Annotated in this window: 21 protein-coding genes and 1 tRNA gene; 11 read left to right on the top strand and 11 right to left on the bottom strand. The window is 27.4% G+C overall.

What is annotated here, in order from left to right:
• Nucleotides 1-60 precede the first annotated feature (60 nt).
• Both ACWXVJ_RS02630 and ACWXVJ_RS02625 read right to left on the bottom strand, forming a co-directional pair.
• On the bottom strand, nucleotides 61-2,742 hold the full coding sequence (locus tag ACWXVJ_RS02630) for a type I restriction-modification system subunit M (RefSeq protein WP_438340636.1): 2,682 nt from the start codon (nucleotides 2,740-2,742) through the stop codon (nucleotides 61-63).
• A gap of 356 nt (nucleotides 2,743-3,098) precedes the next feature.
• Nucleotides 3,099-3,584, bottom strand: coding sequence for a dUTP diphosphatase (locus tag ACWXVJ_RS02625; protein ID WP_455966455.1), 486 nt, complete (start codon nucleotides 3,582-3,584; stop codon nucleotides 3,099-3,101).
• 152 nt (nucleotides 3,585-3,736) lie between these two features.
• On the opposite strand from ACWXVJ_RS02625, the gene ACWXVJ_RS02620 reads away from it, so the two are divergent.
• From ACWXVJ_RS02620 to ACWXVJ_RS02600, 5 genes are all read left to right on the top strand, one after another.
• Nucleotides 3,737-3,821, top strand: a tRNA-Leu gene (locus ACWXVJ_RS02620).
• Nucleotides 3,822-3,933: 112 nt separating this feature from the next.
• A complete protein-coding gene (locus tag ACWXVJ_RS02615; RefSeq protein WP_438340638.1) occupies nucleotides 3,934-4,770 on the top strand; it encodes a hypothetical protein in 837 nt (278 codons plus the stop codon).
• Between the two features lie 193 nt (nucleotides 4,771-4,963).
• Nucleotides 4,964-6,142 (top strand): acetate/propionate family kinase, encoded by a 1,179-nt coding sequence (locus tag ACWXVJ_RS02610; protein WP_438340639.1) that lies wholly within the window; start codon nucleotides 4,964-4,966, stop codon nucleotides 6,140-6,142.
• 127 nt (nucleotides 6,143-6,269) lie between these two features.
• The gene (locus tag ACWXVJ_RS02605; RefSeq protein WP_455966454.1) at nucleotides 6,270-8,162 is read left to right on the top strand and encodes an ABC transporter ATP-binding protein; all 1,893 of its coding nucleotides are present in this window, start codon (nucleotides 6,270-6,272) and stop codon (nucleotides 8,160-8,162) included.
• Nucleotides 8,155-10,050: an ABC transporter ATP-binding protein gene (locus ACWXVJ_RS02600; protein WP_455966453.1), complete on the top strand. Its 1,896-nt coding sequence runs from the start codon at nucleotides 8,155-8,157 to the stop codon at nucleotides 10,048-10,050. Before ACWXVJ_RS02605 ends, ACWXVJ_RS02600 begins: the two co-directional genes overlap by 8 nt.
• A 122-nt stretch (nucleotides 10,051-10,172) precedes the next feature.
• On the opposite strand, the gene ACWXVJ_RS02595 is transcribed toward ACWXVJ_RS02600, so the two are convergent.
• The 9 genes from ACWXVJ_RS02595 to ACWXVJ_RS02555 form a co-directional block, all read right to left on the bottom strand.
• Complete coding sequence (locus ACWXVJ_RS02595; protein ID WP_455966452.1) at nucleotides 10,173-10,889, bottom strand: pseudouridine synthase; 717 nt, start codon at nucleotides 10,887-10,889, stop codon at nucleotides 10,173-10,175.
• The gene (locus ACWXVJ_RS02590) at nucleotides 10,889-12,196 is read right to left on the bottom strand and encodes a M20/M25/M40 family metallo-hydrolase (protein WP_455966451.1); all 1,308 of its coding nucleotides are present in this window, start codon (nucleotides 12,194-12,196) and stop codon (nucleotides 10,889-10,891) included. Before ACWXVJ_RS02590 ends, ACWXVJ_RS02595 begins: the two co-directional genes overlap by 1 nt.
• Before the next feature lie 20 nt (nucleotides 12,197-12,216).
• Nucleotides 12,217-13,506 (bottom strand): endonuclease, encoded by a 1,290-nt coding sequence (locus ACWXVJ_RS02585; RefSeq protein ID WP_438340644.1) that lies wholly within the window; start codon nucleotides 13,504-13,506, stop codon nucleotides 12,217-12,219.
• A 202-nt stretch (nucleotides 13,507-13,708) separates the two neighbouring features.
• Complete coding sequence (locus ACWXVJ_RS02580; RefSeq protein ID WP_438340645.1) at nucleotides 13,709-13,831, bottom strand: hypothetical protein; 123 nt, start codon at nucleotides 13,829-13,831, stop codon at nucleotides 13,709-13,711.
• A gap of 59 nt (nucleotides 13,832-13,890) precedes the next feature.
• A complete protein-coding gene (locus ACWXVJ_RS02575; protein ID WP_455966450.1) occupies nucleotides 13,891-16,689 on the bottom strand; it encodes a DNA topoisomerase (ATP-hydrolyzing) in 2,799 nt (932 codons plus the stop codon).
• A 14-nt stretch (nucleotides 16,690-16,703) separates the two neighbouring features.
• Entirely contained in the window at nucleotides 16,704-18,626 is a 1,923-nt protein-coding gene (locus tag ACWXVJ_RS02570; protein ID WP_455966449.1) for a DNA gyrase/topoisomerase IV subunit B, read from the bottom strand.
• A 69-nt stretch (nucleotides 18,627-18,695) separates the two neighbouring features.
• Nucleotides 18,696-19,103 carry a hypothetical protein gene (locus tag ACWXVJ_RS02565; RefSeq protein ID WP_455966448.1) on the bottom strand — a complete coding sequence of 136 codons (408 nt, stop codon included), beginning with the start codon at nucleotides 19,101-19,103 and terminating at the stop codon, nucleotides 18,696-18,698.
• Nucleotides 19,093-20,259 carry a tRNA uracil 4-sulfurtransferase ThiI gene (gene thiI, locus ACWXVJ_RS02560; protein WP_455966447.1) on the bottom strand — a complete coding sequence of 389 codons (1,167 nt, stop codon included), beginning with the start codon at nucleotides 20,257-20,259 and terminating at the stop codon, nucleotides 19,093-19,095. Before thiI ends, ACWXVJ_RS02565 begins: the two co-directional genes overlap by 11 nt.
• A 1-nt stretch (nucleotide 20,260) precedes the next feature.
• Nucleotides 20,261-21,886 (bottom strand): hypothetical protein, encoded by a 1,626-nt coding sequence (locus ACWXVJ_RS02555; RefSeq protein ID WP_455966446.1) that lies wholly within the window; start codon nucleotides 21,884-21,886, stop codon nucleotides 20,261-20,263.
• Between the two features lie 103 nt (nucleotides 21,887-21,989).
• Between ACWXVJ_RS02555 and rpmG the strand changes: the two genes are divergently transcribed.
• The 6 genes from rpmG to tsaD all read left to right on the top strand — a co-directional run bounded on the left by rpmG (nucleotide 21,990) and on the right by tsaD (nucleotide 25,604).
• Nucleotides 21,990-22,136, top strand: coding sequence for a 50S ribosomal protein L33 (rpmG, locus tag ACWXVJ_RS02550; protein WP_438340651.1), 147 nt, complete (start codon nucleotides 21,990-21,992; stop codon nucleotides 22,134-22,136).
• 3 nt (nucleotides 22,137-22,139) lie between these two features.
• A complete protein-coding gene (gene secE / locus ACWXVJ_RS02545) occupies nucleotides 22,140-22,430 on the top strand; it encodes a preprotein translocase subunit SecE (protein WP_438340652.1) in 291 nt (96 codons plus the stop codon).
• Nucleotides 22,431-22,449: 19 nt separating this feature from the next.
• Entirely contained in the window at nucleotides 22,450-23,028 is a 579-nt protein-coding gene (gene nusG, locus ACWXVJ_RS02540) for a transcription termination/antitermination protein NusG (RefSeq protein ID WP_438340653.1), read from the top strand.
• Between the two features lie 31 nt (nucleotides 23,029-23,059).
• Nucleotides 23,060-23,635, top strand: coding sequence for a variable surface lipoprotein (locus ACWXVJ_RS02535; RefSeq protein ID WP_438340654.1), 576 nt, complete (start codon nucleotides 23,060-23,062; stop codon nucleotides 23,633-23,635).
• 68 nt (nucleotides 23,636-23,703) lie between these two features.
• Nucleotides 23,704-24,660, top strand: a complete 957-nt coding sequence (gene tsaE / locus ACWXVJ_RS02530; protein ID WP_455966445.1) for a tRNA (adenosine(37)-N6)-threonylcarbamoyltransferase complex ATPase subunit type 1 TsaE — start codon at nucleotides 23,704-23,706, stop codon at nucleotides 24,658-24,660.
• On the top strand, nucleotides 24,660-25,604 hold the full coding sequence (gene tsaD / locus ACWXVJ_RS02525; protein ID WP_438340656.1) for a tRNA (adenosine(37)-N6)-threonylcarbamoyltransferase complex transferase subunit TsaD: 945 nt from the start codon (nucleotides 24,660-24,662) through the stop codon (nucleotides 25,602-25,604). Before tsaE ends, tsaD begins: the two co-directional genes overlap by 1 nt.

Genomic DNA, 25,604 nt, shown 5'->3' with positions numbered 1-25,604 from the left:
TCTAGCCTTTCCTGTTCTCAAGCGTTAGTAAATTCCTTAAATCTTATTGATGGAACCATATTATTTTTGCTCATTTTTATTACCGCCTAGAATTGCGATTAATTCATTAATAGCCTTTTGATCATAATCATCTGCTTTTAAATCTGCAAGGAGTTCGATTAATTCTGATTCTTTTTTACTAATTTCATCGTTTATTTCATTTAATGTGTTTTGGTATTTATTGAATAATATTTCAATTTTATTGATAAATGAGTCAATTATTTTATCAACGAGTTCAACAATATTTTCGCAAATATTATTAGTTCATTTGTAAAACAAGAGATCATAAAATGTATCTTCATCTAATGAATTATATTTTTCAAGAGAATCATGTAATAGTTCGAATTCATTTGATTTTAGCTCGTCTTTTAAATTCTTAAGTTCATTATTTAAATTATGAACATGAAGAAGCTTTTTGGATAATTCGATATTATCTAAGGCATTTTCGTCTTTCTTTAAGATAGCAACTTGTTTTGATAATTCTTTATTATCAAAACCATTTTCTTTAAATACTAATAAATCTTTGTCTTCTTCATCGATTGAATCAAAGGTTTCCTTGATTTCACTTTCTATTAATTCAATGTCATATTTAAGTTTTTCATTTTTATTTAAGCTAGCAGCAAAGAACTTGTTAATGATTGATTCTTTATTTACTAAACGAGCATCCCAATTAACTAAACTACCGTTTTTATTATTTTCGACATTTTTTTCTTGAAAAATAATTTCAGAGATTGGAATATTATCATTTTGATAATTTTGAATTATTTCAATATCCTCCTTAATGATTTCAAATTTTTCTATTGCTATTTGATATATATCGTATTTTTCAATAAAAGCATTATCCTTAATGTTTAATATAAATTTTTCAAAAATGCTTTCAAAGTTATAGACATTAATACCATTGATACTTTGATATGATGGAACATTATTTTTAATAAATTCAATAATTGAAATTGCGATATTCTTATTTTCGTTAATAAATTCTTTTACATAATTATCGTTTTTTATTGTATTTATTAATTCTTCATTTCTTAAATTTAAGAGATTATACCCATCGGATCTTTTTGAAATAAGCTTCTCCTTTAGACCGATAAATTTATTTCAAAAAGAATCTAAAGTTGAAATTTCTTGGTCAGATACACCGCCATACATAGTTGAATATAAATCGTGAATTTCTTCCTTATCATAATTATCAATATATCTTGAAATGTTTAAATTATAATCATTATCTTCAATTTCTTTTAGTGAGACAATTCTTGAAAATCCTTCTTTTTCAATTCGGTTATTAACAACATCGGATATTTTAATAATATGTGATCTATCTAGTTTATTTTTATTTCCATCTTTTGAAAAAAGTTTAGATCCGTCAACAAACATAAAATCGTCGGTTGCTTTATTTTCTTTAAGAATCATAATTATGGTTGCAATACCTGTACCCATAAACATGTTATTAGGAAGACCAATAATAGTATCAATTTTTTGTTTCTTGATTAAAGATTTTCTGATTTCATATTCGGACCCCCCTCTAAATAAAACGCCATGAGGTAAAACGATTGCCATTATTCCGTCTTTGTCTAAGTGATATAAACTATGCAATAAGAAAGCATAATCTGCTTTTGATTTTGGCGCTATACCATAAGATTGAAATCTTGGATCATTCACCTTATTTTCGGGTTTTCAAAGGTGTGAATAAGGTGGGTTAGCTACAATAGCTTTGACTTTTTTGTCACCATTACTTTCTGTTGGCCAGTCATCTTCCAACGTGTCAGCTTCTCTAATATTTATTAATTGTGGTGGAATATTATGCATAATTAAGTTCATACTTAATGTTTTGAATGAAGTTGGTAGAATTTCTTGGGCAATATATTTAATTCTAATATCATGATGCAATTCATTCATATGTTTTTGGAATTTTTCAGCAACTCTAATTAATAAGGAACCAGATCCGGCGGTAGGGTCATAAATTCTAATGAGATCATTTTTATTATATGTAAACTTGCTTAGATGAAATGAAATAATATCGGACATTAAAATTCCTGCTTCAAGTGGAGTATAAAACTCACCAGCTTTTTTACCAGCTGTTGATGCAAATTCGCCAATTAAATATTGATAAATAAAACCTAAAACATCGTAATCTTGTTTTTTGATTGGAATTTCATCAATAATTCTAATTATCTTTTTGATACTATCTTCATTTTTCACCTTTTGAATTGAAAGATAAAACTCATCAAAGATGTTTTTGTATAATGAATTAGGTTCATTAATAACTTCGATTTCACTATTAAAATGATTGATAGACTCAATAATATAGTTTCTATCAAATTTGTTGCGAAATTCCTTTTTATTCCATGAAGAAAATAAGTATTCATATGGTATATAGTATCCTAAATTGTTTTTTAAACTGTCAACTATTTCGTCAGGATTATTGCCTTTGGTAAGGTCCTCAATATATAAACATGATTCATTATCGTTGTCTTTCTTTTCACTTTTTTGAGCTAGTTGATAATCACCGTTTTTATCTATTAGTGTTTCAGTTTGTTTCGAAGATAGGAATTTATAAAATATTAGACCTAAAATAATTTTGTCATATTCTGTTACATCTAATTGAGATCTTAGTTCATTAGCAGCAGACCAAATTTTATTAGCAAGCTTTTGCTTGCTCATTTTAATAAAGTCTTGATTATTTTCAATATTTTTTGACATATACAGCTCCTTAAAAATAAGAATAAAATTTATACATTAAATTATAGCCTTATTTATTAATTTGCCTTCCTCTAAGGTTGAAAAAAGATTAATACTAATTAACTAATTAATTAAATACAGAAGTTAAAGAACTTTTTTGTTGCATGTCTAAGTTAGCTTAATATAATTTAGCCTAAATTTTAGGAATATTTAAATATTGTTTTTGTGATTCAAAAATAAATGAATTAATTAAGTTAGAATCATTTTATAAATTTATATTTAGGTTAACAATGTAATGTAATTTGAGTATTTTTTGTAAAAAAAATATGGCTAGTTATGTAAAACTAACTATATTTTTTAATTGTCACTTTCCTTTATTAATATCTATTTTTGATTCTTTGATAATTCTTTTTATTTTTAGCAAGATATGAATTAACAATATCCTCTTCTTGAATATCAACCAATAAGCCTAAACCTAAATAAGCCTCATATGCCTTTAAGACCTTATTTTTGTCTTTGGTATTTAAAAGTTCGGTAAAAAGTTTGTATGTATATGCCAATTGAAGTGTAAAATTTTTGTGCTTAATGTAGGGTTTGATAATTGGGCTTATACCTTTTGGATATGCAATACTAGTTATAAAATGAATTCCATCAGCAAACTCCTCTAGCATCTTTTCGCGATCTATAACTTTATTTTTTTTTCAATATTTGAAGGCCTTAACTTCGTTGGCAAATTCTCCCAATTCAACTAATAGAGCAATAACAATTTTTGTATCAAAAAAACGAAAATCCTTTTTTGAAATGGTTTCAGAAAAAGCCTTATCCAGGTCAATTTGCAACATAAAAATTTCTTTTAAATCCATAGCAATAATTATTATATTACCAATCATAAAAATAAAAACTTTTTATTTGTCAATTAGTTAATTTTGCATTTTAAAATTAAAAAGAAATAATTATGATTTTTTATTTTTAACATTATTTTAAAAATATAATTTATAATTATTAATGCTTTTATGCTCCAGTGGCGGAATGGCAGACGCAGTTGACTCAAAATCAACCGGTTAAGAGCCGTGCTGGTTCAAGTCCAGTCTGGAGCACCATATAAATAATTTACCTTTCACAAATGTAGATACAGAATACTTATAATACAAATATAAGTATTTTTTTATTATAATTTATCTTAATAAATAATAAAATACCAAAGGTGGTTTAATGAATAACAGAAAACAAGAATTAAGAAAGTTAAAACGGCTTGATTTACATTCAAGTTGATATTCGATATTAACCATTGCTGTCATTATCATTGTATGAGCCTTAATTATTTATATGGTTACCATATTTGAAAATAAATATTCAAGTGATAGCACTTTTAAAATATTTAACGATATTACTGTCAGCATTATTGCTGGTTTAATTTCGGGAATATTATCAATATTGCTAGCTTTTATTTTTCTTGATTTAATTAAAAGAGCTAAGATAAAGGATTATTATTCATATTACTGTTATCTAAAGTCAATGGCTAATAAATCAAAATTTGTTTTTTTAAAGGACCCTAGAATTCCCTTTGCCTTGTATTCCAAGAAAGAACAAGAATTGACTAAAAATGATATTATTTTGATTACTGCTGAGATATTGGGATATTCACATGAATCGCCTCATTTTAAGAATTTGGAAAAAGAAATAGAAACAGACTTTGCTATGCATTCATTTATGACTCCTGACTTTATAAAGCAAAAAAAGATTGCAATTTTGAGAATACTTATGTTTGATATTTTGATTCCATTGGCTATAATGAGTATTTTGATTGCTTCTGTTATTATCTTTTATAATAGACATCATGAAGAAAAAAATATCCCATTATCAGCAATATCAAGAATGCTAATTATAATTATTTCTAATGTTTTTTCGCTAGCTATTTCTACAACTATATATGAATTTTATATTTTAAAACAAGTCAAAAATTATCAAACCTTTAATGATTTTTATCTGCTATCGTTTAATAATTTTGGGTATAAATTCTTAAATTCATCGATTGTTAGAAATTATTAAATAATCATATATTTTACAAATTGTTATTAAAAAAAGTTTAACTAGCTTTTCGGTTAGTTAAACTTTTTTAAGCTTCTGAAATCTATACTTAAAATCTTTAAAAAAATAATTAGAGCTAAATAATTATAAATAATATAGTTTTATATCTAGTCTTTATAATATAATTTAAAAAACATATTTAGGAGTATATTTTATGAAAAAAATATTAGTTATAAATGCAGGATCTAGTTCTATTAAATGAACATTGTTTAATGAGAAATTGGTTGTTGAGGCTAAGGGAATTGCTCAACGCATTAAGTTGAGACAAGGTATTCTTACATTGAAATATAAGGAAATTAATAAAGATTTTGAAATACCTCTTCCTACGTTTTTAGAAGCTGTCAAACAATTGGTAAAACAGTGAAAAGAATTCAATATCATAAAAGATTTTAATGATATTGAAAAAGTTGCATTTCGTATTGTGAATGGTGGTCCAAAATTGCAAAAAACAACCCTTATCGATGAAGAGAAAATCGAAATTTTAAAGCAATCAATAGATTTGGCACCAGTTCACAACCCTGGCGCAATTGAAGCAATTGAAGCATTCAAAGCTTTATTACCTTCTGCAAAAATGTCAATGCATTTTGATACTACATTTCATCAAACCATGCCTAGGATCTCGTATTCATATCCTATAAATAAGGATTTAGCAAAGGAATTAAATATTAGAAAGTATGGATTTCATGGATTAAATCATAATTATATTACTTTAAAGTGCCAAGAAATTTTAAATAAAAAAGACGTTAACATAGTTAGTTTACATATCGGAAATGGTGCAAGTTTATGTGCTGTGCAAAATAGTCAGTCAATTGATACGAGTATGGGTTTTACACCGCTCGCTGGTATTATGATGGGGACTAGATCAGGAGATTTTGATCCATCGATTATTCCATTCATTCTAAAGCACAAGGATATTAGTGTTGAAGAACTATTTAAATTATTCAATGAGCAGTCTGGTATGTTGGGCGTTTCTGGTATTTCATCTGATCTAAGGGATATTCAAAAGGCCAAGGTAACTAATTCAGATGCGCAATTTGCTCTTGATTTATATACCCAAAGAATTGCCGATTATTTAATTACCTATTTAAATAGAATTACAGAAAAAGTTGATGCTATAGTATTTACTGCAGGCGTTGGTGAAAATGACGACTATATAAGAAGTGAAGTTATAAATAAAATAAATATTGTTAATCTTTCACTAGATAATAAGAAGAATCAATGCCGAGAATTTAGTGATTATAAGATTATTTCTGATGCATCAAGCGCTATTCCTATTTATGTAATTCGTGCCGAGGAAGAACAATTCATTGCAAATGAAGCAATAAATTTATAGTTTGATTTAAAGTAGCCTTATAAAGCTACTTTTTTTTCTAGGTATTGCAATGATTTTGAAACAATAAGCAATCATGATTAATTAATATATAATTAATAAAGATATTAAATTTTAATTAAAGGAGTTAATGTTGCTTCGATTATTTAGATACATGGACCATAAGTATAAAATTTTATCAATTATAACCATTTTGCTAACATTACTTCAAGTTATCTGTTTTTTATTTGTGCCGATTTTCATTGGAAATTTATCTAATTTAATCGCACAAAATTCATTTTTACAATTGCATAAAGACCAAACGAGTATATTAGATTATTCTAAAATCAATATTCTTAGGTTGTTTACAATTGAAGGAACACTCTCTTATTCTATAAAGTGGTTTACCTCATATTTTGCTCTTGTGTTATTAATTGGAACAATAGTAACCTTATTAGGGTCTATGCTTGCTTCATATATTTCGACAGGTACTGCAAAACATATTCGAAAGTCGTTATGACAGCATTTAACAATTCTTTCGGAAAAAGATATTGAGTTTTTTAGTCATTCAAAAATTTTAACAAGATTTACTATCGATATATCTAGGATACAAATTGGAATTTCCTCTGGCTTAAGATTAAGCATTATCGGCCCTTGCAATTTAATTTTTGGGTTAGTTTTTGCTTTGCTAACTGATCTGAATCTTTCGATTACATTAGGTGCTTTTGTTCCTGCATTATTTGTTATTATGGCAATAGCAGGAATGTCTTCTATGAGATTATTTCCAAAGGAACAAAAAGCATATGATGAAATTAATAATGAAGCAAGAGAAAGTATTTTAGGTGTAAGAGTTATTAAATCATATAATCTTGAAAATGTTCAATTAGATAAGTTTCAAAATAGTAATAAAAACTGGTCGAACGTAGCTAAAAAATCTTGAATTATTTATCATATTACTTTTTCATTTATTAATTTGTTTGCAAATATTGTGACTTCATGTATATTATTAGCCACTGGCTTTATTATTAGATCAAGAATTAACCAAGGTTCTTATGGTGTGATAACTGATTTGAAAGTTTTTAAGGATTTTAGCGATGTATTATCCTTATATAAAACAAAGATATCTAATGCTACAACATTTATAAATTATGTAATGTTTATTACTATTGGGGTAGTTATGTCTTCATTTGCAGTCTTTTTAATTTCTCGTGGAAATGTTTCATCAAAAAGAGTTATTGAAATCTTAAAAAAAGAAGCAGATATAGATTTTATAAAATCTAATAAAGTTATTACTAAAGGTGAAATTGAATTAAAAAATGTTTCATTTAAGTATCATGAAGAATCCGAAAATTTTGTTATAAAAGATATTAATTTAAAAATAAATCCAGGTGAAAAAATCGGAATAATAGGGCCGACCGGATCAGGCAAGACAACGCTCGCTAGATTACTTAGCCATGAATTTAAAACTATCCACGGAAGCATTAGTATTGATGGCAATAATATTAATGAAATTGATACAACTTCTTTGCGAAAAAATATTTCATTTGTTTATCAAAAACCAATTTTGCTTTCTGGAACTATTAAGTCTAATTTATTAATGGCAAATAACAAAGCTACACAAGAAGATTTAGAATATTTTGCAAAATTAGCATTTGCTTATGATTTTATAAATGCATACAATGATGGATTTGAGCATGAGGTTCTTAAAAATGGATCAAATTTGTCAGGAGGACAAAAACAGAGAATTTCAATAGCTCAAGGCCTTTTAAAGCAACCAAAGATTTTGATATTAGATGATGCAACATCTGCTCTTGATACTAAAACTGAGAAAATGGTTAAGGATAATATTGATATGCATTTTTCTTCAAGAAAAATTGTAACTATTATTATTACACAAAAAATATCATCAATTATTGATGCTGACCGAATACTGGTAATGGAAAATGGTTTGATAAGCGATATTGGGACGCATAAAGAGTTATTAAAAACTTCGAAGCTATACCTAGAAATAGCAAAAACGCAGTTAGGAGGTTTAGATGTATAATTTGGACCCTCTTAAGGTGGATGATAAGCAACAAAGTTTAACAAAAACCCAAAAAAAGAATATTCAAAAGCAAAGAAGAAAAATAAAAAGAGACGCTTTCAAAAGATTAATTTGGTATTTGAATTATAGAAAAGGGAATCTTTTTTGGATAATTATCTTTTCAGTTTTTTCGGCCTTATGTTTAACTACCGGTACTTTCTTTTTAGGATATTTTATTGATAATTTTTTATCTGCTTCATTTCTTGTTGGCGAAATAAAATCTTTAGTACCAGAATATGTTGATAATTTTAATATTTCAAGCTTTGTGTGACATTTTGTTTTACTTATATTAATATTTGTTTTTCAGCAAATTTTTTCGTTAATTTCAAATGTTTTATCAGTTAGAGCCTCAATTTTGTCATGTTTAATTATGCGAGAAGATGCTTATAAGGCAATTATGAAAATGCCTGTTTCATTTTTTGACTCAGTTAAGACTGGCGAATTAATGTCCATACTAACTAGTGATATTGATAATATAAATAATGGTATGACTGGAAGCCTTAATACTATTATTATAACTTTTACAACAATCATTTCATCCTTTGGATTTATGTTTTACTATTCTGCTTATTTAACTCTTATTACTTTATTTTTAATGCCTTTAATGCTTTGCTTTGTTTTTATTGTTTTAAAGAAGGCTAATCCACAATTTAGGAAGCAACAATCACGTGTTGCTTCATTAAATGGGTTCATTGAAGAAAACCTTGCTGCACATCATTTAATTAGATCACTTGATTTTACTAAACAAATTGAAGACGAGTTTATTATTAGAAATAATAAATTATATAGTTCATCTCTTAAGGCTAATCTGTATATTGGTTTAATGTGGCCTCTTGGCAATGCCGTTATTAATATATTGCAATTAATTATCGTTGTAATCGCTTCTGCATTTACGGTTGCAAATATTGGTACAGGCTCTAATTCTAATTTTACGCCCGGGGTTATTATTACATTTGTTTTATACATAAGAGTTATGGCTAATAGTATTGTTCGTGTTTTTGAGAATCTTTCGTCTATTCAAATGGCGCTAGTTTCAGCAGTTAGAGTAATGAATTTGGCTACATTCAAACCACTTGTTGATGAAACCAAATTGAGGTCAATTAATTATACAAAAGGAAATGTTTCATTTATGAATGTTGATTTTTCCTATACAAATGATGTTAATAATCTTCAATTAAAAAATGCTTCATTTATGGCAAAAAAAGGCCAAGTATTTGCTATTGTTGGCCCTACTGGTGCTGGTAAAACTACGATTATAAATCTTTTAAGTAAGTTTTATTTACCGCTATCTGGTAACATTGAAATTGATGGAAATAATTCGCGCGATATTAAAGAACAAAGTTGAAGACAACAAATATCGATTGTTTTGCAAGATACATTTTTATTTAAAACCACAATTATGCAAAATCTTCGTTATGCTAATCCAAATGCTACTGATGATGAAATAAAGGAAGCTGCAAAAATTTCGCACGCAGATGAGTTTATAATGCGATTAGGGAATGGATATGAAGAAATTATTGAAGAAGGTGGTGCTAATTTATCGCAAGGTGAAAGACAATTAATTGCTATAACACGAGCAATCATTGCTAATCGAAATATTTTAATTCTTGATGAGGCAACTTCTAATATTGATACGAGAACTGAAAAAATAATTCAAAAAGCAATGATGAAATTAATGAAGGGTAAAACTTCGTTTATTATTGCTCACAGACTTTCGACTATTTTGAGCGCAGATAAAATTTTGGTTGTTAATAATGGCGAAATTGTTGAATCTGGTACCCATAAGGAATTATTAGCTAAAAAAGGTTTATATGAAAAAATGTATAATTCATCATTTAGGGAAGACTAGCACCTATTTGTTTGCTAACTAATAAAGCCATTTTTTCATGGAGCTAAATTAAAAAATCTGGTTTAAATCCAGATTTTTGTTAAAGCAATAATCTTTGTTATCTCTTTTGAAAAAACCTAATTTTACTTTTTAAAAGTTTTACAATTCTCTAAAATTTTGCTAATTTCATCTTGACATATTTCTCTGATTTCGCCCAGATTCAAATTATTATCTAATTTTAGTGTGCCTATTGATACTCTTTTTAGGTAGGTTATTTTATAACCAAAAAAATTTAGCATTTCCTTAACTTGATGAAATTTACCTTCATAAATAGTTATATAGGCAGATTTAGAGTCTATAAAGATAAACTCATATCTTTCTACATGATAATTATTTGCAATGATAATTGGTTTGGGATAGTGATTTTTTATTTTGTCATCAAAAGGTTTATTAGTCTGAAAATAATACGTTTTAGGTATTTCAAATTTTGAGTTCATAATTTGGTGGCCTAAAAAACCATCATTACTTATTATTAATAATCCCTCCGTGTCTTTGTCAAGTCTGCCATATGAAAAAAATTTATTGGGATCAAGGTCAATAATTTCGAAAATTGTTTTACTTTTTTTATCAAAATTTGCCGTTATGTATCCTGATGGTTTGTTGAAAATAAAATATTGTTTTTCTTTATATTCAACTAGCTTACCATCAATCATAATTGTATCATTATTAATATCAACACAAATTGGCTTAAGGATTGATTTATTATTTATTAGAACCCTTTTAGCTTTTATTATTTTTTTGCATTCATTTCTTGAAATGTTAAGATATCAAGAAATGATTTTTTCTATTCTTATTTTCATTATATTTCATCTTGTATTCTATTTAGAGCATTAATGTAAATTTCGAGCGATTTTTTTATTTCTTTGAATGTGAAGCATTCGTTTGGTCCATGCATTAAATGCATATATTTTGTTGAACCAAAGGCTACGCAATTATTAACTATACGTGCGTAGGTCCCTCCGCCAATTGCTAATGGTAGCTCTTTGGTATTCATTGCTTCATTATATGTTTGCATTAGTAATTTTATTAATTTGCTTTCTGGTGACATAAACATAGAATTTTTAGTTCCAACTACTTCAAAATGTACATCTGAAAAATTGCATGAAAGGTATTTTTTTATAGAATTTGTAACCTCTTCAACAGAATGGGTTGCCGGGACTCGCAAATCAAAAGTTATGATATGTTTGTCAGAGGTTGTTTTGATAATACCAAGATTAGCACTAAGGCTACCCGAGAAATCATCATAGTCTGGAAAAATATTTTTTAATCTAAAATCACGAGTTTCTAAATTTTCACTAATAAATTTTATTAGATTATATCTTGACAATTGGGGATGTTTTTCTTTTAGTTCTAGGATTGATTTGATAATAGCATTATCACCTTTTTCTGGCGTTGAACCATGACCACCCTTCCCTAGTACACTGTGTAGCTTTCCGTTGTATATATATTCAGTTTTGTCTGGTATTTGATTTACAACATTTCCGGCATTTATTTCAAGATTGTCAATTTTATTAAAAATAAAACTAACTTGATATATAAGTTTTTCTGCAAAAATAAGTGGCCATTCTCCGTCAGGAGTATATGAAACATATGGATGTCCAAAGTCTGCAAGATAAAATTTCATTGATTTCATAGTTGTCTCTTCGGAAATCCCAAAGATAATTCGAATAGACCATTCATCATTGACTAGACCATTGTCTTTGAGATATTTCATTGCATACATGTTAATGATTGCAGGACCCTTATCATCAAGACTACCTCTACAAATTATTTCATTATCAGTGATTACTGGAACAAAGGCGCTAGTTTTTCATTGCTTTTCATCGCCAGCAGGAACAACATCTAAGTGAGCTAAAATACCTAGAATTTTTGCCCCATTACCAATTTGTGCATATCCATATCGATTGTGTGGATCTTTATATGTTTCAAAGCCAAAAGAATCAGCTAATTTTAGGGCATAGTTTAAAGCATTATCAGCGTTTATACCAAATGGATATTTTCCTTCTTGCTCTATACTGATGGAAGGGATTTCGCATAAGCTTGCAATGTTTTTGATCATTTTATCAAACGCTTCTTTTTCTTGCTTAAATTGAATATATTTTTTCATTTTAAATCCTTAAAATAAGATTAATTTTTAACTAATTTTATAGCAATCCCTTTGTTTTGAAAGACGTAATTATCGTCATGTTCAAAATAGACCTTTATTAATTCAGGATAGTCAGTAAATGGGTTACGATTTCTTTGATGTTTATAAACACCATTGTTTCTATCGATATCAAATTGTGAAATTCCATCTAATTTATTTCATTTTAAATAAGTTTCTAAATATTTTTGTTTTATTTGATTTATGCCATTTTCTTCAAAAAATACTCTTTGTGCGGAGTGGTTGTTTGTAATATTTTTGTCTCTATAAGTTAACACAAAATAGAAGAAAACTCTTGCTATATCACCTTTAAATTCATCTATTACTTCAAAAACCTGCTCTCCATCTTCTTTTCCAATTCCTAACTTTGAACCATTGCTTGAAACTATTTTGCCATTTTGAGTTTCTCCATATGGTAAATTACCATGGATAGCATTGACTTTTTTATCTGACGGTCAAACATGGTGAGCATCATTTCTCATTGGCCCTTGTTTTGCAAATCAGGATTGTGCAATGATATGTTCACGATTCATACCTTGCCCCTCTTTATTTCCAATGTCACGATATTTGCCAAATTCAAAGTTGTATTTGTCTTTTCCCCCAATTATTTCCGTATATAGATCTAAAACTGTGCCATCTTTTTCATAATACTTATCAACAAATGCATCAACATAAGTATTGTGCAACTTTGCATAAGCAGCTCTACCGACACCCGTTTTGTCTCGGTTTTGTAGTTGAATCATAAAAAGTTTGTCTCTTAATTCTTGTCCACTTAACCCATTTAGTGATTCATAAAATTTATTCGAGTTATCATATTGGATGTGAAATCCATTATTTGTGGTTGGGGCAGCGCCATTTCTTGCCAAGGTGTTATTATCTTGTTCTTGTTGTCTATTATCTTTCTCTTTCTTATCGGGAGTAATAGGATTATTCTCACTTCCTGCTTCTGATTTTTTATCATTTGGATTTGCTGAAGGACTTATTTCCCTTAGAGTTTCATTATTTAATATTTCAATTTCCTTAATTAATGAATCAAAGTTTTTAGAGTTTTCCTTGCTTTCTATAATCTCTAGCTTGTTTCATAGCTTATTTAATTTTTCATTATCTTTTATTTTAAGGATGTTTTTTAGAAGTTCTTCTTTTTTATTTAGATATTTTTTTTCATTTTCAGAAGTTTGCGTTTGCGTTGAACATGAGGACAAAATCAAAAATGTTGTTGGTAACGTTAGTGTTGTTAAATAAATCATTATGTTTTTTGAATAAGTTTTTTTCATATTAATAATTTCCTTAGAATAAATTGGTTAACATTTTAATTATAATACTATTTAATTTTTAGCGTTTTTATAATACTCTAATATGTCTTAAAAGAAGGTTAATACTTACGACATAGAAGCTGTGTTATTTTATATTAATAGCAATCTTCTTAACATTAAAAAAACACACCACAGTGTGCTTAAAAGGTTACAAAATATATTATTATTGTGATTTTGCTTCAGCTTTTCTTGCTTCTCTTCTTAGGTCGCGGGCTCTTTCTTTAGCTAATTTGTGAGCTCTTTTTTCAGCTTTAACCTTATTTGCTAATCTAACGTCTTTTCTCATCGCATTTCCTTTCAATATTTGCTAATTTTATTACTTTAGAAGGATAGTTAATATTATAACTATTTTTTCTTAATTTGCTCAACTTTTTGCTCGATCAAATCAAAATCAATATCATCCATTGCTTTTATTTTTTCTTCAAGTGATAATGTTTTCTTTAAATGTTCCTTATTTGATATTTTATGATTAAGTTCTTTGAAGTCATTAGCCGCATCAAAAAGGTTAATTTGATCTTCTTCATCAAAGATTTGGTTATTAATCTTTAATGAATTAGTGTAATAATTTTTTTTAAATAGTGTTGTTTCAGTTGTTTCTTCGATGCTGCTATTTTTTGTTAAATTATCTTGAAATTTCAGTTTTAGAATTTCTTTTTGTTTACTATCATCTTCAATAAGCTTGTTTATTTTTATATGCTGAATTAAGTAACCCGAATTATTTAATTCATTGCTAAATTTATTTAATTTTTCGATCTTAATTTTATCACTTTGACTGCACTTAAAATCAAGTTTTTGTGTTTCATTATTTTCATTTGTTATTAGTAATTCAAGGTTTTTAGTATTTACTTCTAGACATTTTGGAATGCAATTGATATTTTTTAAACAGTTGAATAATTTGGTCCCGCGGTTTGCGCGCCCTGTATATTTTATGTCCCTCATATTTCATTGTTTATACATTCCGCCTTCAGTTATCATTGTTACTACATTTAAAGGTAAACAAGTTGTAAAAGCAGACACAAAAATTTTTTCATTTGTTTGTAATTTAGGCAATAGTTTTATGCCTTGCGCTTTGAGGGCTAGATCAGTTGAAAAAACATTTTCATTTAATAAGAAATATGAACCATTATTAAGCAGTATGAAAATATCCTTCTCATCATTGCCAATTTTTGCATCGATTAATTCATCATCATTATTTTTAAAATTTATACAAATTCTCTTCTTGTTTAATACTTTTGAATTAAAGCTAGATATCTTTACTTTTTTAGCGAAACCATATTTTGTTATTAGTATAATGTTAGCATACGATTCATATGATGTTATTTCCATTACTCGAATAATTTTTTCATTGCTATCAAGATTCACTAATGAAGATATATGCACACCCAATTCTTTTCATGAATTATCTTTTAAAATATGTGCTTCAATGATGAAAAAATTTCCCTTGTTAGTAAAGAAAATTAATTTTGAAAGAGAATTAATTTCATCATAATATTTAATTGCATCTCCTTCTTTTAGTTTATATGTAGCAAAGTCGTTAGCATTATAGATTTTTGTACTAATTTTTTTGATATAGCCTTCTTGAGAAATAAAGAAATAAAAATTTTCATTTTTAGCAAGAAGTTTATGATCAATATCTTTATTTATGCCTTCTTCTTTAATTATGGTTTTTCTATCCTGTGCATATTCAATTTTTATTTCAGTTAGTTGTTTTATTAAGAAAATATTAAATTCGTAGTTATCACTAAGTAAGGTTTTACATTGTGTAATTAAGGCTTCAAGGTTAGTTTTTTCTTGCTGAAATTCAATTTGATCCATTCTCGAAAGTTTATATAGTCTTAGCTCAGCTATGGCGGTTGCCTGAATTTCACTAAAATTAAATGCCTTTATTAGTGAAAGAATTACACCTTTTTTGGAATTATCACTTTCCTTGATTAATTTGATAACTTCATCAGAAATTTCTGCTACTCTAATAAAACCTTCAACGATTTCATGGCGTAATTTATATCTTTGAAGATCGTATTTTATTCCATTGGTATTTATTTGTTTTGAATGCTCAAGAAATGCATATAATGCTTTGTAAAGCGATAATAGGCTAGGTGCATTTTTATATATAGCAAGCATATTGTAATCATAATTAACTCTTAGTTTAGTTTTGTTCATTAGATATATCATGATTGCCTCGGCATTTGCATTTTCTTCAAGTTCAATGTATATTGACAATCCATCGCGATCAGATTGATCTCTAATTTCTTTAATTCCAGAAATTACTTTTGAAGAAATGATTGTATCAATTTCAAAAACCATTTTCGACTTAACTACACCAAAGGGAATTTCAGTAATTTCTATGCCAACAATGTTTTCTTTTTTGTCATAGACATATTTATATTTTGAGGATAGTGCAATTTTTCCTCTTCCGGTCATAAAAGCATCGTGAATTCCTTTGGTTCCGTTAATTATGCCTCCGGTCGGAAAGTCAGGGCCTTTAACATAATTCATTAATTCGCTAGTGGTGATATTTGGGTTTTTAATCATAGCAATTAAGGCATCAATTAGTTCGCCTAAATTATGGGGAGGAATTTGTGTTGCAAAGCCTGATGCAATCCCCATTGCTCCATTTACTAGCAAATTAGGAAAAAGGGTCGGTAAGACAACAGGTTCATATTCTGAATCATCAAAGTTTGGAATCATTGGTACTACTTTGCGTTCCAAATCTTTTAGCATTAGTTCTGTTATTTTTTCTAATCTTGATTCTGTGTAACGCATAGCAGCAGCTGGGTCATCATCAATGGAACCCTTATTTCCATGCATTTGCACAAGCGGATAATTGCTTTTTCATTCCTGCGCCATTCTTACCATTGCTCCATAAACAGAACTATCGCCGTGTGGGTGATATTTACCTAAAACATCCCCAACAATCCGTGCCGATTTTTTGAATGCCTCCTTGTTTCTAAGTTTTAGATTTCACATTGAATAAAGGATACGACGTTGTACTGGTTTTAAGCCATCTCTGGCATCGGGTATTGCACGCTGTTGAATAACATATTTTGAAAAACGGGCAAAACTATCGCTCATAATGTCGACCATATTCTTATCAATAATATTTTCAATTACTTGGTCATAATTATTTTTATTTTTCTTGTCCATAAGTCGTGCCTCATTTATTTTTTATTAATTTCAAATTCATCAATACTTGAAAAGTCGATGTTATTATTGATTCAATTTTTTCTTGCCTCCGAATCATCACTCATAAAGGTAGTTATATACCTTTCTATTAATGCTTGCTGATCGATGCCTACTTTAATGATTGAACGAGTTGCAGGATTCATTGTTGTTTCTCAAAGTTGGTCAGCATTCATTTCTCCAAGCCCTTTATATCTTTGGATTTCGTAGTTTGTATATTGCGACGTTATTTCTCTTAGTTGTTCTTCGTCTCAAGCATAGAAATATTTGTTATTTGAGTTTTTAATTGTTATTTTATATAATGGGGGCAAAGCGATATATACCATTCCTAATTCAATTAGTTTTTTCATATATCTTCAGAAAAATGTTAATAAAAGCATTTGGATATGAGCTCCATCAACATCCGCATCAGTCATAATAATAATTTTTCCATATTGTGAATTCTTGGCATCGAATTCGCTACCAATTCCAGCTCCAATCGTGTTAATAATTGTTGCAAGTTCTTCATTTGCAAGGACATCAACTAACTTGGCCTTATCAGTATTCATTACAACCCCACGTAAGGGAAGAATGGCTTGAGTCATTCGATTTCTGCCCATTTTAGCCGACCCTCCGGCTGAATCACCTTCGACTAAAAAAAGCTCTTTGATTGTTTTGTTCTTTGTTTGTGCAGGAGTTAATTTGTTTGAAAGAATTTTTTTTGAATCGAGTTTATTTTTTACCTTTCTAGCTTCATTTCTAGCATTTCTTGCCGCAATTCTTCCGTCATATGTTCGCTTAATTTTCTCGATGATTTTGTCAGCTTCTTGCTTGTTTTCATTTAAAAAAAATGTAAATTTTTCACTAAAGAAATCTTCAACAGATTCCCTTGCTTCAGGCGTTCCTAATTTATCCTTAGTTTGCCCAACAAATTCAAGAATACTTTCAGGAATTTTTAGTGATACTACAGCAATTATTCCCTCTCTAACATCCAATCCATCAAAATTAATTTTTGTTTTAGAACTTGAATTTTTTGCATACCATTCATTAATTGTTTTGGTTAATGCAGATTTAAATGCTGTTTCATGAGTTCCTCCATCCCTAGTTTTAACATTATTGACAAAGGAATATATTGATTCACTATAGTTTTCAGTATACGCTAACGATATTTCAACCTCAATATTGTTTTTTGATTTTCCTGACGCAAAGAAAATTCTACTGATAAATTTTCGGCCCTCGCCAACAAAGTTGATATATTCTTTAATTCCTTCATTGGTTTGAAAAACAACATTTTCGTTAGTATTTTCATTGATATAATTGATTTTCAAATTTGATATTAAGAAACTGGCCTCTCTTAATTTTTCTTTAACTGTTTCAGATGAAAATTTCGCTTTTTTAAATATTGAATAATTAGGTCAAAATTGAACCTTAGTTCCACGTTTTGTAGTTGGTCCTATAATTGTTGTTTTACTTGTAATTTTTTCTTGTTCAAAAGATGTGAAGTATTCTTTTTTGTCGCGATAAACGCTAACTTCAACCTTAGAACTAAGGGCATTTACTACTGAGGACCCAACGCCGTGAAGTCCTCCACTAGTTTTGTATGCCCCATCGCCAAATTTACCGCCAGCATGTAATTCGGTAAATACTAGTTCAACACCGCTTTTTCCTGTCTCATGTTTATTGATTGGAACACCTCTTCCGTTGTCTTCAACAATAACAGACCCATCACTTTTTAATATTACCTTAATATTATTAGCATATCCGGCTAATGCTTCATCAATAGCATTATCAAAAATTTCCCAAATTAGATGATGTAATCCGTTTGAATCAGTAGAACCAACATACATTCCAGGTCTTTTAATAACTGCCTCTAAACCCTTTAAAACTTTTAAATCTTTTGCTTCGTAATTAGTTGTACTCATGATAATTAATTATATATTTTTTGAATATTTAAATAAAAATTAAAAAATATAAAGACACAAATGAGTGTTTTATAGACGTTGGTTTTTATTGTTTTCTTCCAGTTCTTGGTTAATCATATGAATATCTGCATTCATAATTTTTTCACCTAAAAAGATAATAGCAATTTTGTTAATTATTTTATTTTTAGTTATTTTATATATTTTTGCAAATGTGATTTTAATAATATATCTAATTAAGAAAAAACAGGTAAGTCAGCTAATAAATAGTATGCTAGTGATGGAAATTAAAACTATAAAATTATTTGATTGTATTAGAAAATGTGTTCCATTATTTAAAATAAGATAAACAATTCATGCTGTAATGAGAATGATAGGAATAATAATTGCATAAATGCATAAAGCAAGAAAGAAAATGTAATTTCTTTTAAGTTTTGGATATTTTTTTAGTTTACAAAAAAAATTATTTTTATTTGTCATTTCTTAAATTAAATGTTTTTATTTCAACTTCGTTAATTATTTCATTCTCAAGTTTCTCAAGATTTTCAAGTTCTTCTTCTAATCTTTTTGCTTCCTCTCTTGTGGGTTTGGTGATCGGGAATCTTGGGGCAAAAAGTTCACATGTTTCGCAAGCTTTTTGGATCGATATTTCCATTGTGTTAATGGCTTTGGCAATTGTTATTGTTTCATTTTTATCGAAGCTTAATAACGGTCTAAAAATAGGCAAATCACAAACCTCTGATATTGCGTGGATTGATTCTAATGTTTGCGAAGCAACTTGTGCTAAATTTTCACCATTCGAAATTGCTTTTATATTATATTTTTTGGCTATTTTTTGTGCAATACGATAGAAACTGCGGCGCATTAGTGTTATTTTATATTTTTGATTTGATACAAGACCTATATAATTCATTAATTTTGTGTAATTAATTTGAAAAAGAGTAGAAGACCCTTGAAATTTGGTTAATGTTTTGATAATTTGTTCGATTTTCATAGTCGTTTTTTCATCGGTATGAGGGGGTGTAATGAAGTTTAAAAATTCAATCTTTAATCCCCTTTTTTGCAATAAATGTGCAGCAACAGGAGAATCGATTCCACCACTTATTAAATGTAAAACACGCCCTGATGAACACACTGGCATTCCACCAAGGGCATAAATGTAGTCGCTAAAAATATATGTAAATTTGTCTCTTATTTCAATATATATGGATAAATCAGGATTGCTAAGGTTTACAACTTTATTTTTAAAATTATTTAATATAAAACCGCCAAAGTGCATATTGATTTCCGATGAAGTTAAATGATAATTTTTATTATGTCTTCTGGCATTTATAGCAAAAGAGTTGAATGATTTTTTCGAGGCTATTTTAAATACTTTTTTTTCAATATCTTCAATATTGGTTGATGTCTTATGAACTATTGAATAAGATGAAATTCCAAAAATAAATTTTAGGGATTTTAAATTTTGCTCTGAATACTTACAAAAAGCTCTGTCGTATTCCATTCTTAACTCATTTTTAGGTATATATAGTTCAATATTTTTTCTTAATTGATTAATGAAATCCTTTTTATTTTCACCTTTTAGTGTTAATTCTCCGTATCTAATTAATATTTCCATTTCTTGATTAGCACACATTTTATTTCTCCTTTGACTTATTAATTAATTTTAGCGATTTATTAATTATTTCATCATATTTATTCTGATATATTAAGTTAATTAATTCAATATTTTTTTCTTGAAATTTATTTTTTGTTAGCAAGTTAAAATTATCGATTAGATGCCTTGCAACCAAATATTTTATGTTAATCACAATAATTTTTTTTTGAATGACTTGATTTATTAAGTTTAGTTCATATTCGTCATTTATATTTTGCTTTTCTAGTAATGATTCAAATTTATTTTTGTAATAAATTATTTCCTCATTTAATGGTATTTTAAAGTCATGTAGTCCAAATGTCTCAATTAACATATTGGTCATTTTATCCTTGAAAGCGGTCTTATCTTTTTTGTTTCAATTATTTTTAAATTGTCTTTGAAAAAACGGGATTTTACACATTTTTTTTAGAATATTATTTAGATTATTTAATCTTTCAAAATATGAAATATTGCTTGAATTTTTTTTATTTTTTGATTTAAAATACGCCAGATTTTGGTAATAAAATTCATAAAAATTATTTATTAATAATTTATATTTTGCGTTTTGGCGATCTGATTTAAGATTTTTTCAATTTTGTATATCAAAAAGATCAATTATTTTGCTTATAAGCTCAGAATTTGATTTTAATATTTCAAAACTATCTATTTCTTTTTTGATTTCAATATATTTGTAAATTATTTTTTTTGAAAGGTTTTCAAGTTTTGTTTTGAATGTTACAATTCAATCAAAAAAATTAGTTTTATGAATTTTAATTTTAATTTCTTCAATCAAACTTCTAGTTTCATCGATGAAAGAATTTAGCATTTGCCAATTAAAAAAAAATTGGTGAAAAGATGAATACTTGATGACAAGGTCCTCAATAAATTTAAATGGAATTTCAATATTATTTTCAATATATGAGTATAGTGTTAAACCATTTTTTATAAAGAACAAAAAATCATTTAATATTTTTTTGATATTTTTTGAATTAGTTAAAAAATGATTATTCCAACCTTTATATAGTTGAAGTTTACTACTGTATTCAACAATATTTTTTATTTCATTGTATTTTTTATTAAATTCAATTGAAAAATCTTGAAAGAAAAGGTTGTTTTTATTGTTATCAATACATTTATTTATATTTAAGAAGACGGATTTTAAATTATTTGAAAAGATGAGAAATTTTGAGATATTTTGACTTTCAAGAAAAATAAAATCTTTGTTTTCTTTTATTGTTTCTTTTATTGTTTTTCATTCGACAATTGCTTTATTAAAAATTTTTTTAAATTCAGGACTTTTCGATTTTTTTTCTTGTATGTTTCTTATGTTATTAATCATATGCAATTCATTAAGAAAAAAAGTTATCTTTGATAGTGAAAATTCAATAATATTTATTACATTAGCAGTTATTTTTTCTTGGTATGTGCATTTATTGTTTTTATCTGTAAATTCATGAAATTGATTATTAATTTTTTTAATTTTTTTTAAATTTTGGTTTATGTATTCAATCTTTTTTTGAAGTTTCTTGATTTTAAATTCCTTTTTTAAAGATCGAATAATGAAGGCGATAATAATAGGTATTATCCAAATTACATTTAACAAAAAATACAAATAATTGTGTACCATAGTAAGTAAAATTATATTTTATATATCTTATTTATTGTTCACAATATATCTAAGTCTAGTTTTATTTGAAAAAAATGTAAAAAAATAATATAATTTTCCTTATATGAGAAAGCAAAAGAAAGTGTCACTATCTTGTCAGGAATGCTTGCATAAAAATTATTCTGTTAATAAAAGTAATGAAAAAAGACTAGAGATTAAGAAATTTTGTAAATATTGCAATATTCAAACAATTCATAAAGAGGAAAAATAAGGTATGCTAGAAAAAACAAAGATGAGTCCTGAAGAAAAAAAAGAGATTAAAGATAGAGTAAGAAGAGAGAAAGCTCTTTTAAAGGAAAGAAAAAAGGATGAAGCTAAGGCAACGAAACTTTACACTTTTAGAAATTTAGTAAGGGAAATTAAGAGAGTTGCGTGGCCAAGTAATTTCAAGTCTTGAAAATGGTTTGGAATTACTATTGCCTTTGTGTTAATCATGGCTATATTTTGCTTTGTTATAACTTTAATTTTTACCGGTTTATGAAATGTAGTGGGTATTAGAACATAATATTTTTTAAGGAGAAAAAATGTATTCAGATTGTAAGTGATATATGATATCAACTGTTTCAGGCAAGGAAGATAACGTTGTTGAAGCATTGAAAAACAAAATTAGTTCTCAAAAAATGGAAGATTTCTTTAAGGATATTAGAATTTTTAAGATGCCCCATTTGTCTAGCAAAGAATTGCAAAAGAAAAGCAGGGGTGAGGAATACAACATTAAGTATGTAAATATTTATAAAGGTTATATTTTTCTTAATATGATAATGACTGATGAATCCTGGTATTTAGTTCGTAATACACAATACGTTACTGGTTTGATTGGATCTTCTGGAAAGGGTGCAAAACCAACGCCAATCAGTGAAAACACCTTTGAAAAAATGGTTGAAAAAGAAAGGATTCTCATTGAGAAATTTGAAGCGGGAGATATTGAAACAGCATTCAAAGAGGGGATTATTGTTAAAATTAAGAGTGGTATATTCAAGGGCGAAGTTGGCGAAATTATTAGAAATGATGACATTGAACAAAAAGCATTTGTAAATATTGAACAATTTGGAAGAAAGGTGCCAACGGAATTCTCGCATAATGACCTTGAGATTTGCTCTTAGTTATTTATGGTATTTATTTTAGAGGAGAATTATGAATAAAATAACAAAAACGTTAATTAGTATTGGTTCGATTTCTGCTTTGACTCTCCCATTAATTGCCATTTCATGTACTAACTATAAAGCAGAATTAGAAAGAGAAGTTTCCCTTGCTAAGCAACAATTATCTAATATTGAATTTGCTGATGATTATGAGGACAAATTAAGAAAAGAAATTATTGACGCTGAAAATATATTAAAAAATAATAGCAGTAAAAATATCGATTATCAGAAGGCACTTAGTGATTTTATTGAAAATACAAATAAAATTCTTAATGATAATAAAACAACAACTGAAAAATATAGTAATAACCAAAGAGATGTATTTATTTTTTTAAATACATTAAAGCAATATGCACATGAACAGTTGTCAGATAAAAAATATGATGAATTGAAAATTGAGTTAGTTAAACAATACAGCGCAAAAGAAGAAGAAATTAAGAAAATAAATTCAGTTTTATTTAATGATAATGCTAAAGCCAAATTAATACAAGAACTAAATAAAATTCTTGATGACATTAAAACTAAAAAAGCTGAAGTTGACAAAAAAGCCAGTGCTAAATTATTTTAAAAAAGAAGAATCATAAAATATTTGAATCTTCTTTTTTGTTTTTATATAAGGAGATTATTTTAAAAAAAATGAAGGAATTTTGGTTTAAAGAAGGCGAAAAGCTAGATGAATTAGTTAATTATCTTCTGTCATTTAAAAAAATAGAAGCTATATTATTAGACGGAGAATTAGGTGCAGGGAAGACAACATTAACTGCGCAAATAGCCAAAAAATTAGGTGAATCTAAGGCTGTGGTTTCCCCAACATTTAATACTATAATATGCTATGATAAAATGGTACATATTGATGCGTATAAATTAGTTGGTGATTTATTCCCATATGAAGAATATTTTGAAGATAAAATTGTTGTTATTGAATGGTCAAAAAACATTATACATAATTTTAAATATTATTTTAATATTGAGGTCAGTCTTCATGAAAGGGATGGTCAAATTTTTCATTTATTTAAAATAACTAAGCAAACTTGTTATCAAGGCTTATTCATTGAAACTTCTTTGCCAGATTTTTGCATAGCTTTAACTGAAAATGGTAATGTAATTGACCATATATTAATTGAAAAACTAATTAAAAAAACTGATAAATTCTTTGAATCAATAGATGAGTTATTAGGAAGAAATAATACAAAGTTGAATTATCTAGATAATCTTTACATAACAAATGGACCCGGAAGTTTTACGGGAACACGTCTGGCCTTTGTTTTTGCATCTACTAATAAACTTCTTCAAAATGTAATCGCAAAAAATGATATAAAAGTTTTTATTGCGCCAACATATGATTTGTTTTTTAAACAACTAAATTTGGACGTTATTTATATAAAAGCTAATAGGTATAAGGCATATGAAGTAATTAAAACTAATTTAGGAATAACTATAAATTTAGTTGATAGTATAAATTCAGTAATAGATTTTAATTACCAAAATTTCTTTAAAAATTTTAGTAAATATGTTGATTTATTTAGAGAATCAAATGACATCTTAAAAGAGGAATTAATTTATGCTTCTGATCCTCAAATTGGAGGTGTTTAATGAAAATTTTTGCTATCGAGAGCTCTCATGATGATACCTCTTTTGCTATTTTGGAAGATAATAAGCCTGTTTGAATGAAAACTATATCTCAAACAGAAATTCATAAAAAATACGGTGGAACCATTCCAGAAATTGCTTCGAGATTGCATGTTAGAAATATTGCATTATTAATTGAAGAATTTAAGAATATCGTTGTTAATAACAAGGAGATTTGTAAGAATATTGATTATATTGCTTATACTAAGGAACCGGGATTGGTAGGATCGTTGCAAATAGGTTTTATTGTTGCACAAACAATGTCCAGAATATATCAAATACCAGCAATTGGGTTAAATCACTTAGAAGGCCATTTTTATTCAGCTTTTATATCGAAAGAATTAGAATTTCCTGCCTTATGCTTATTAGTTTCAGGTGGACATTCGCAATTGATGTTATATACTGATTCTAATAGTTTTGAGATAGTCGGTGAAACTTTGGACGATGCCGTTGGTGAGGTTTATGATAAGATTGCTAGAAAACTATCATTAGGTTTTCCGGGTGGACCAATTATTGATAATATTTGAATTAATAATAAAGAAAAATATAAAAATAAATTTTCAATTCCACATACATTAAATGAATTAGATTTTTCATTTAGTGGAATCAAAACAGCCGTTATAAATCATTTTAATAGTCTAATAAATAGAAACGAAGAAATTAATATTAATAAGATTGCTTGTGAATTCCAAAATACGATAATTGCCTACCTTAAAATTAATTTAGAAAAGGCAATTAAAAAGTATGGACCAAAATGTATTACTTTAGCAGGAGGAGTAAGCGCTAATAAAGGAATTAGAGAAATGGTGTTAACCCTTCACAACAATGTTTATCTACCATTAATGGAGTATACAACCGATAACGCAATGATGATTGCTAGACTAGCTTATGAAAAGGTAAAAAAATAA

The organism is Mycoplasma sp. 773, from assembly GCF_053851515.1.
Note: the sequence above shows the minus strand (reverse complement) of the source record. Positions and strands in the feature narration are given on the sequence as shown.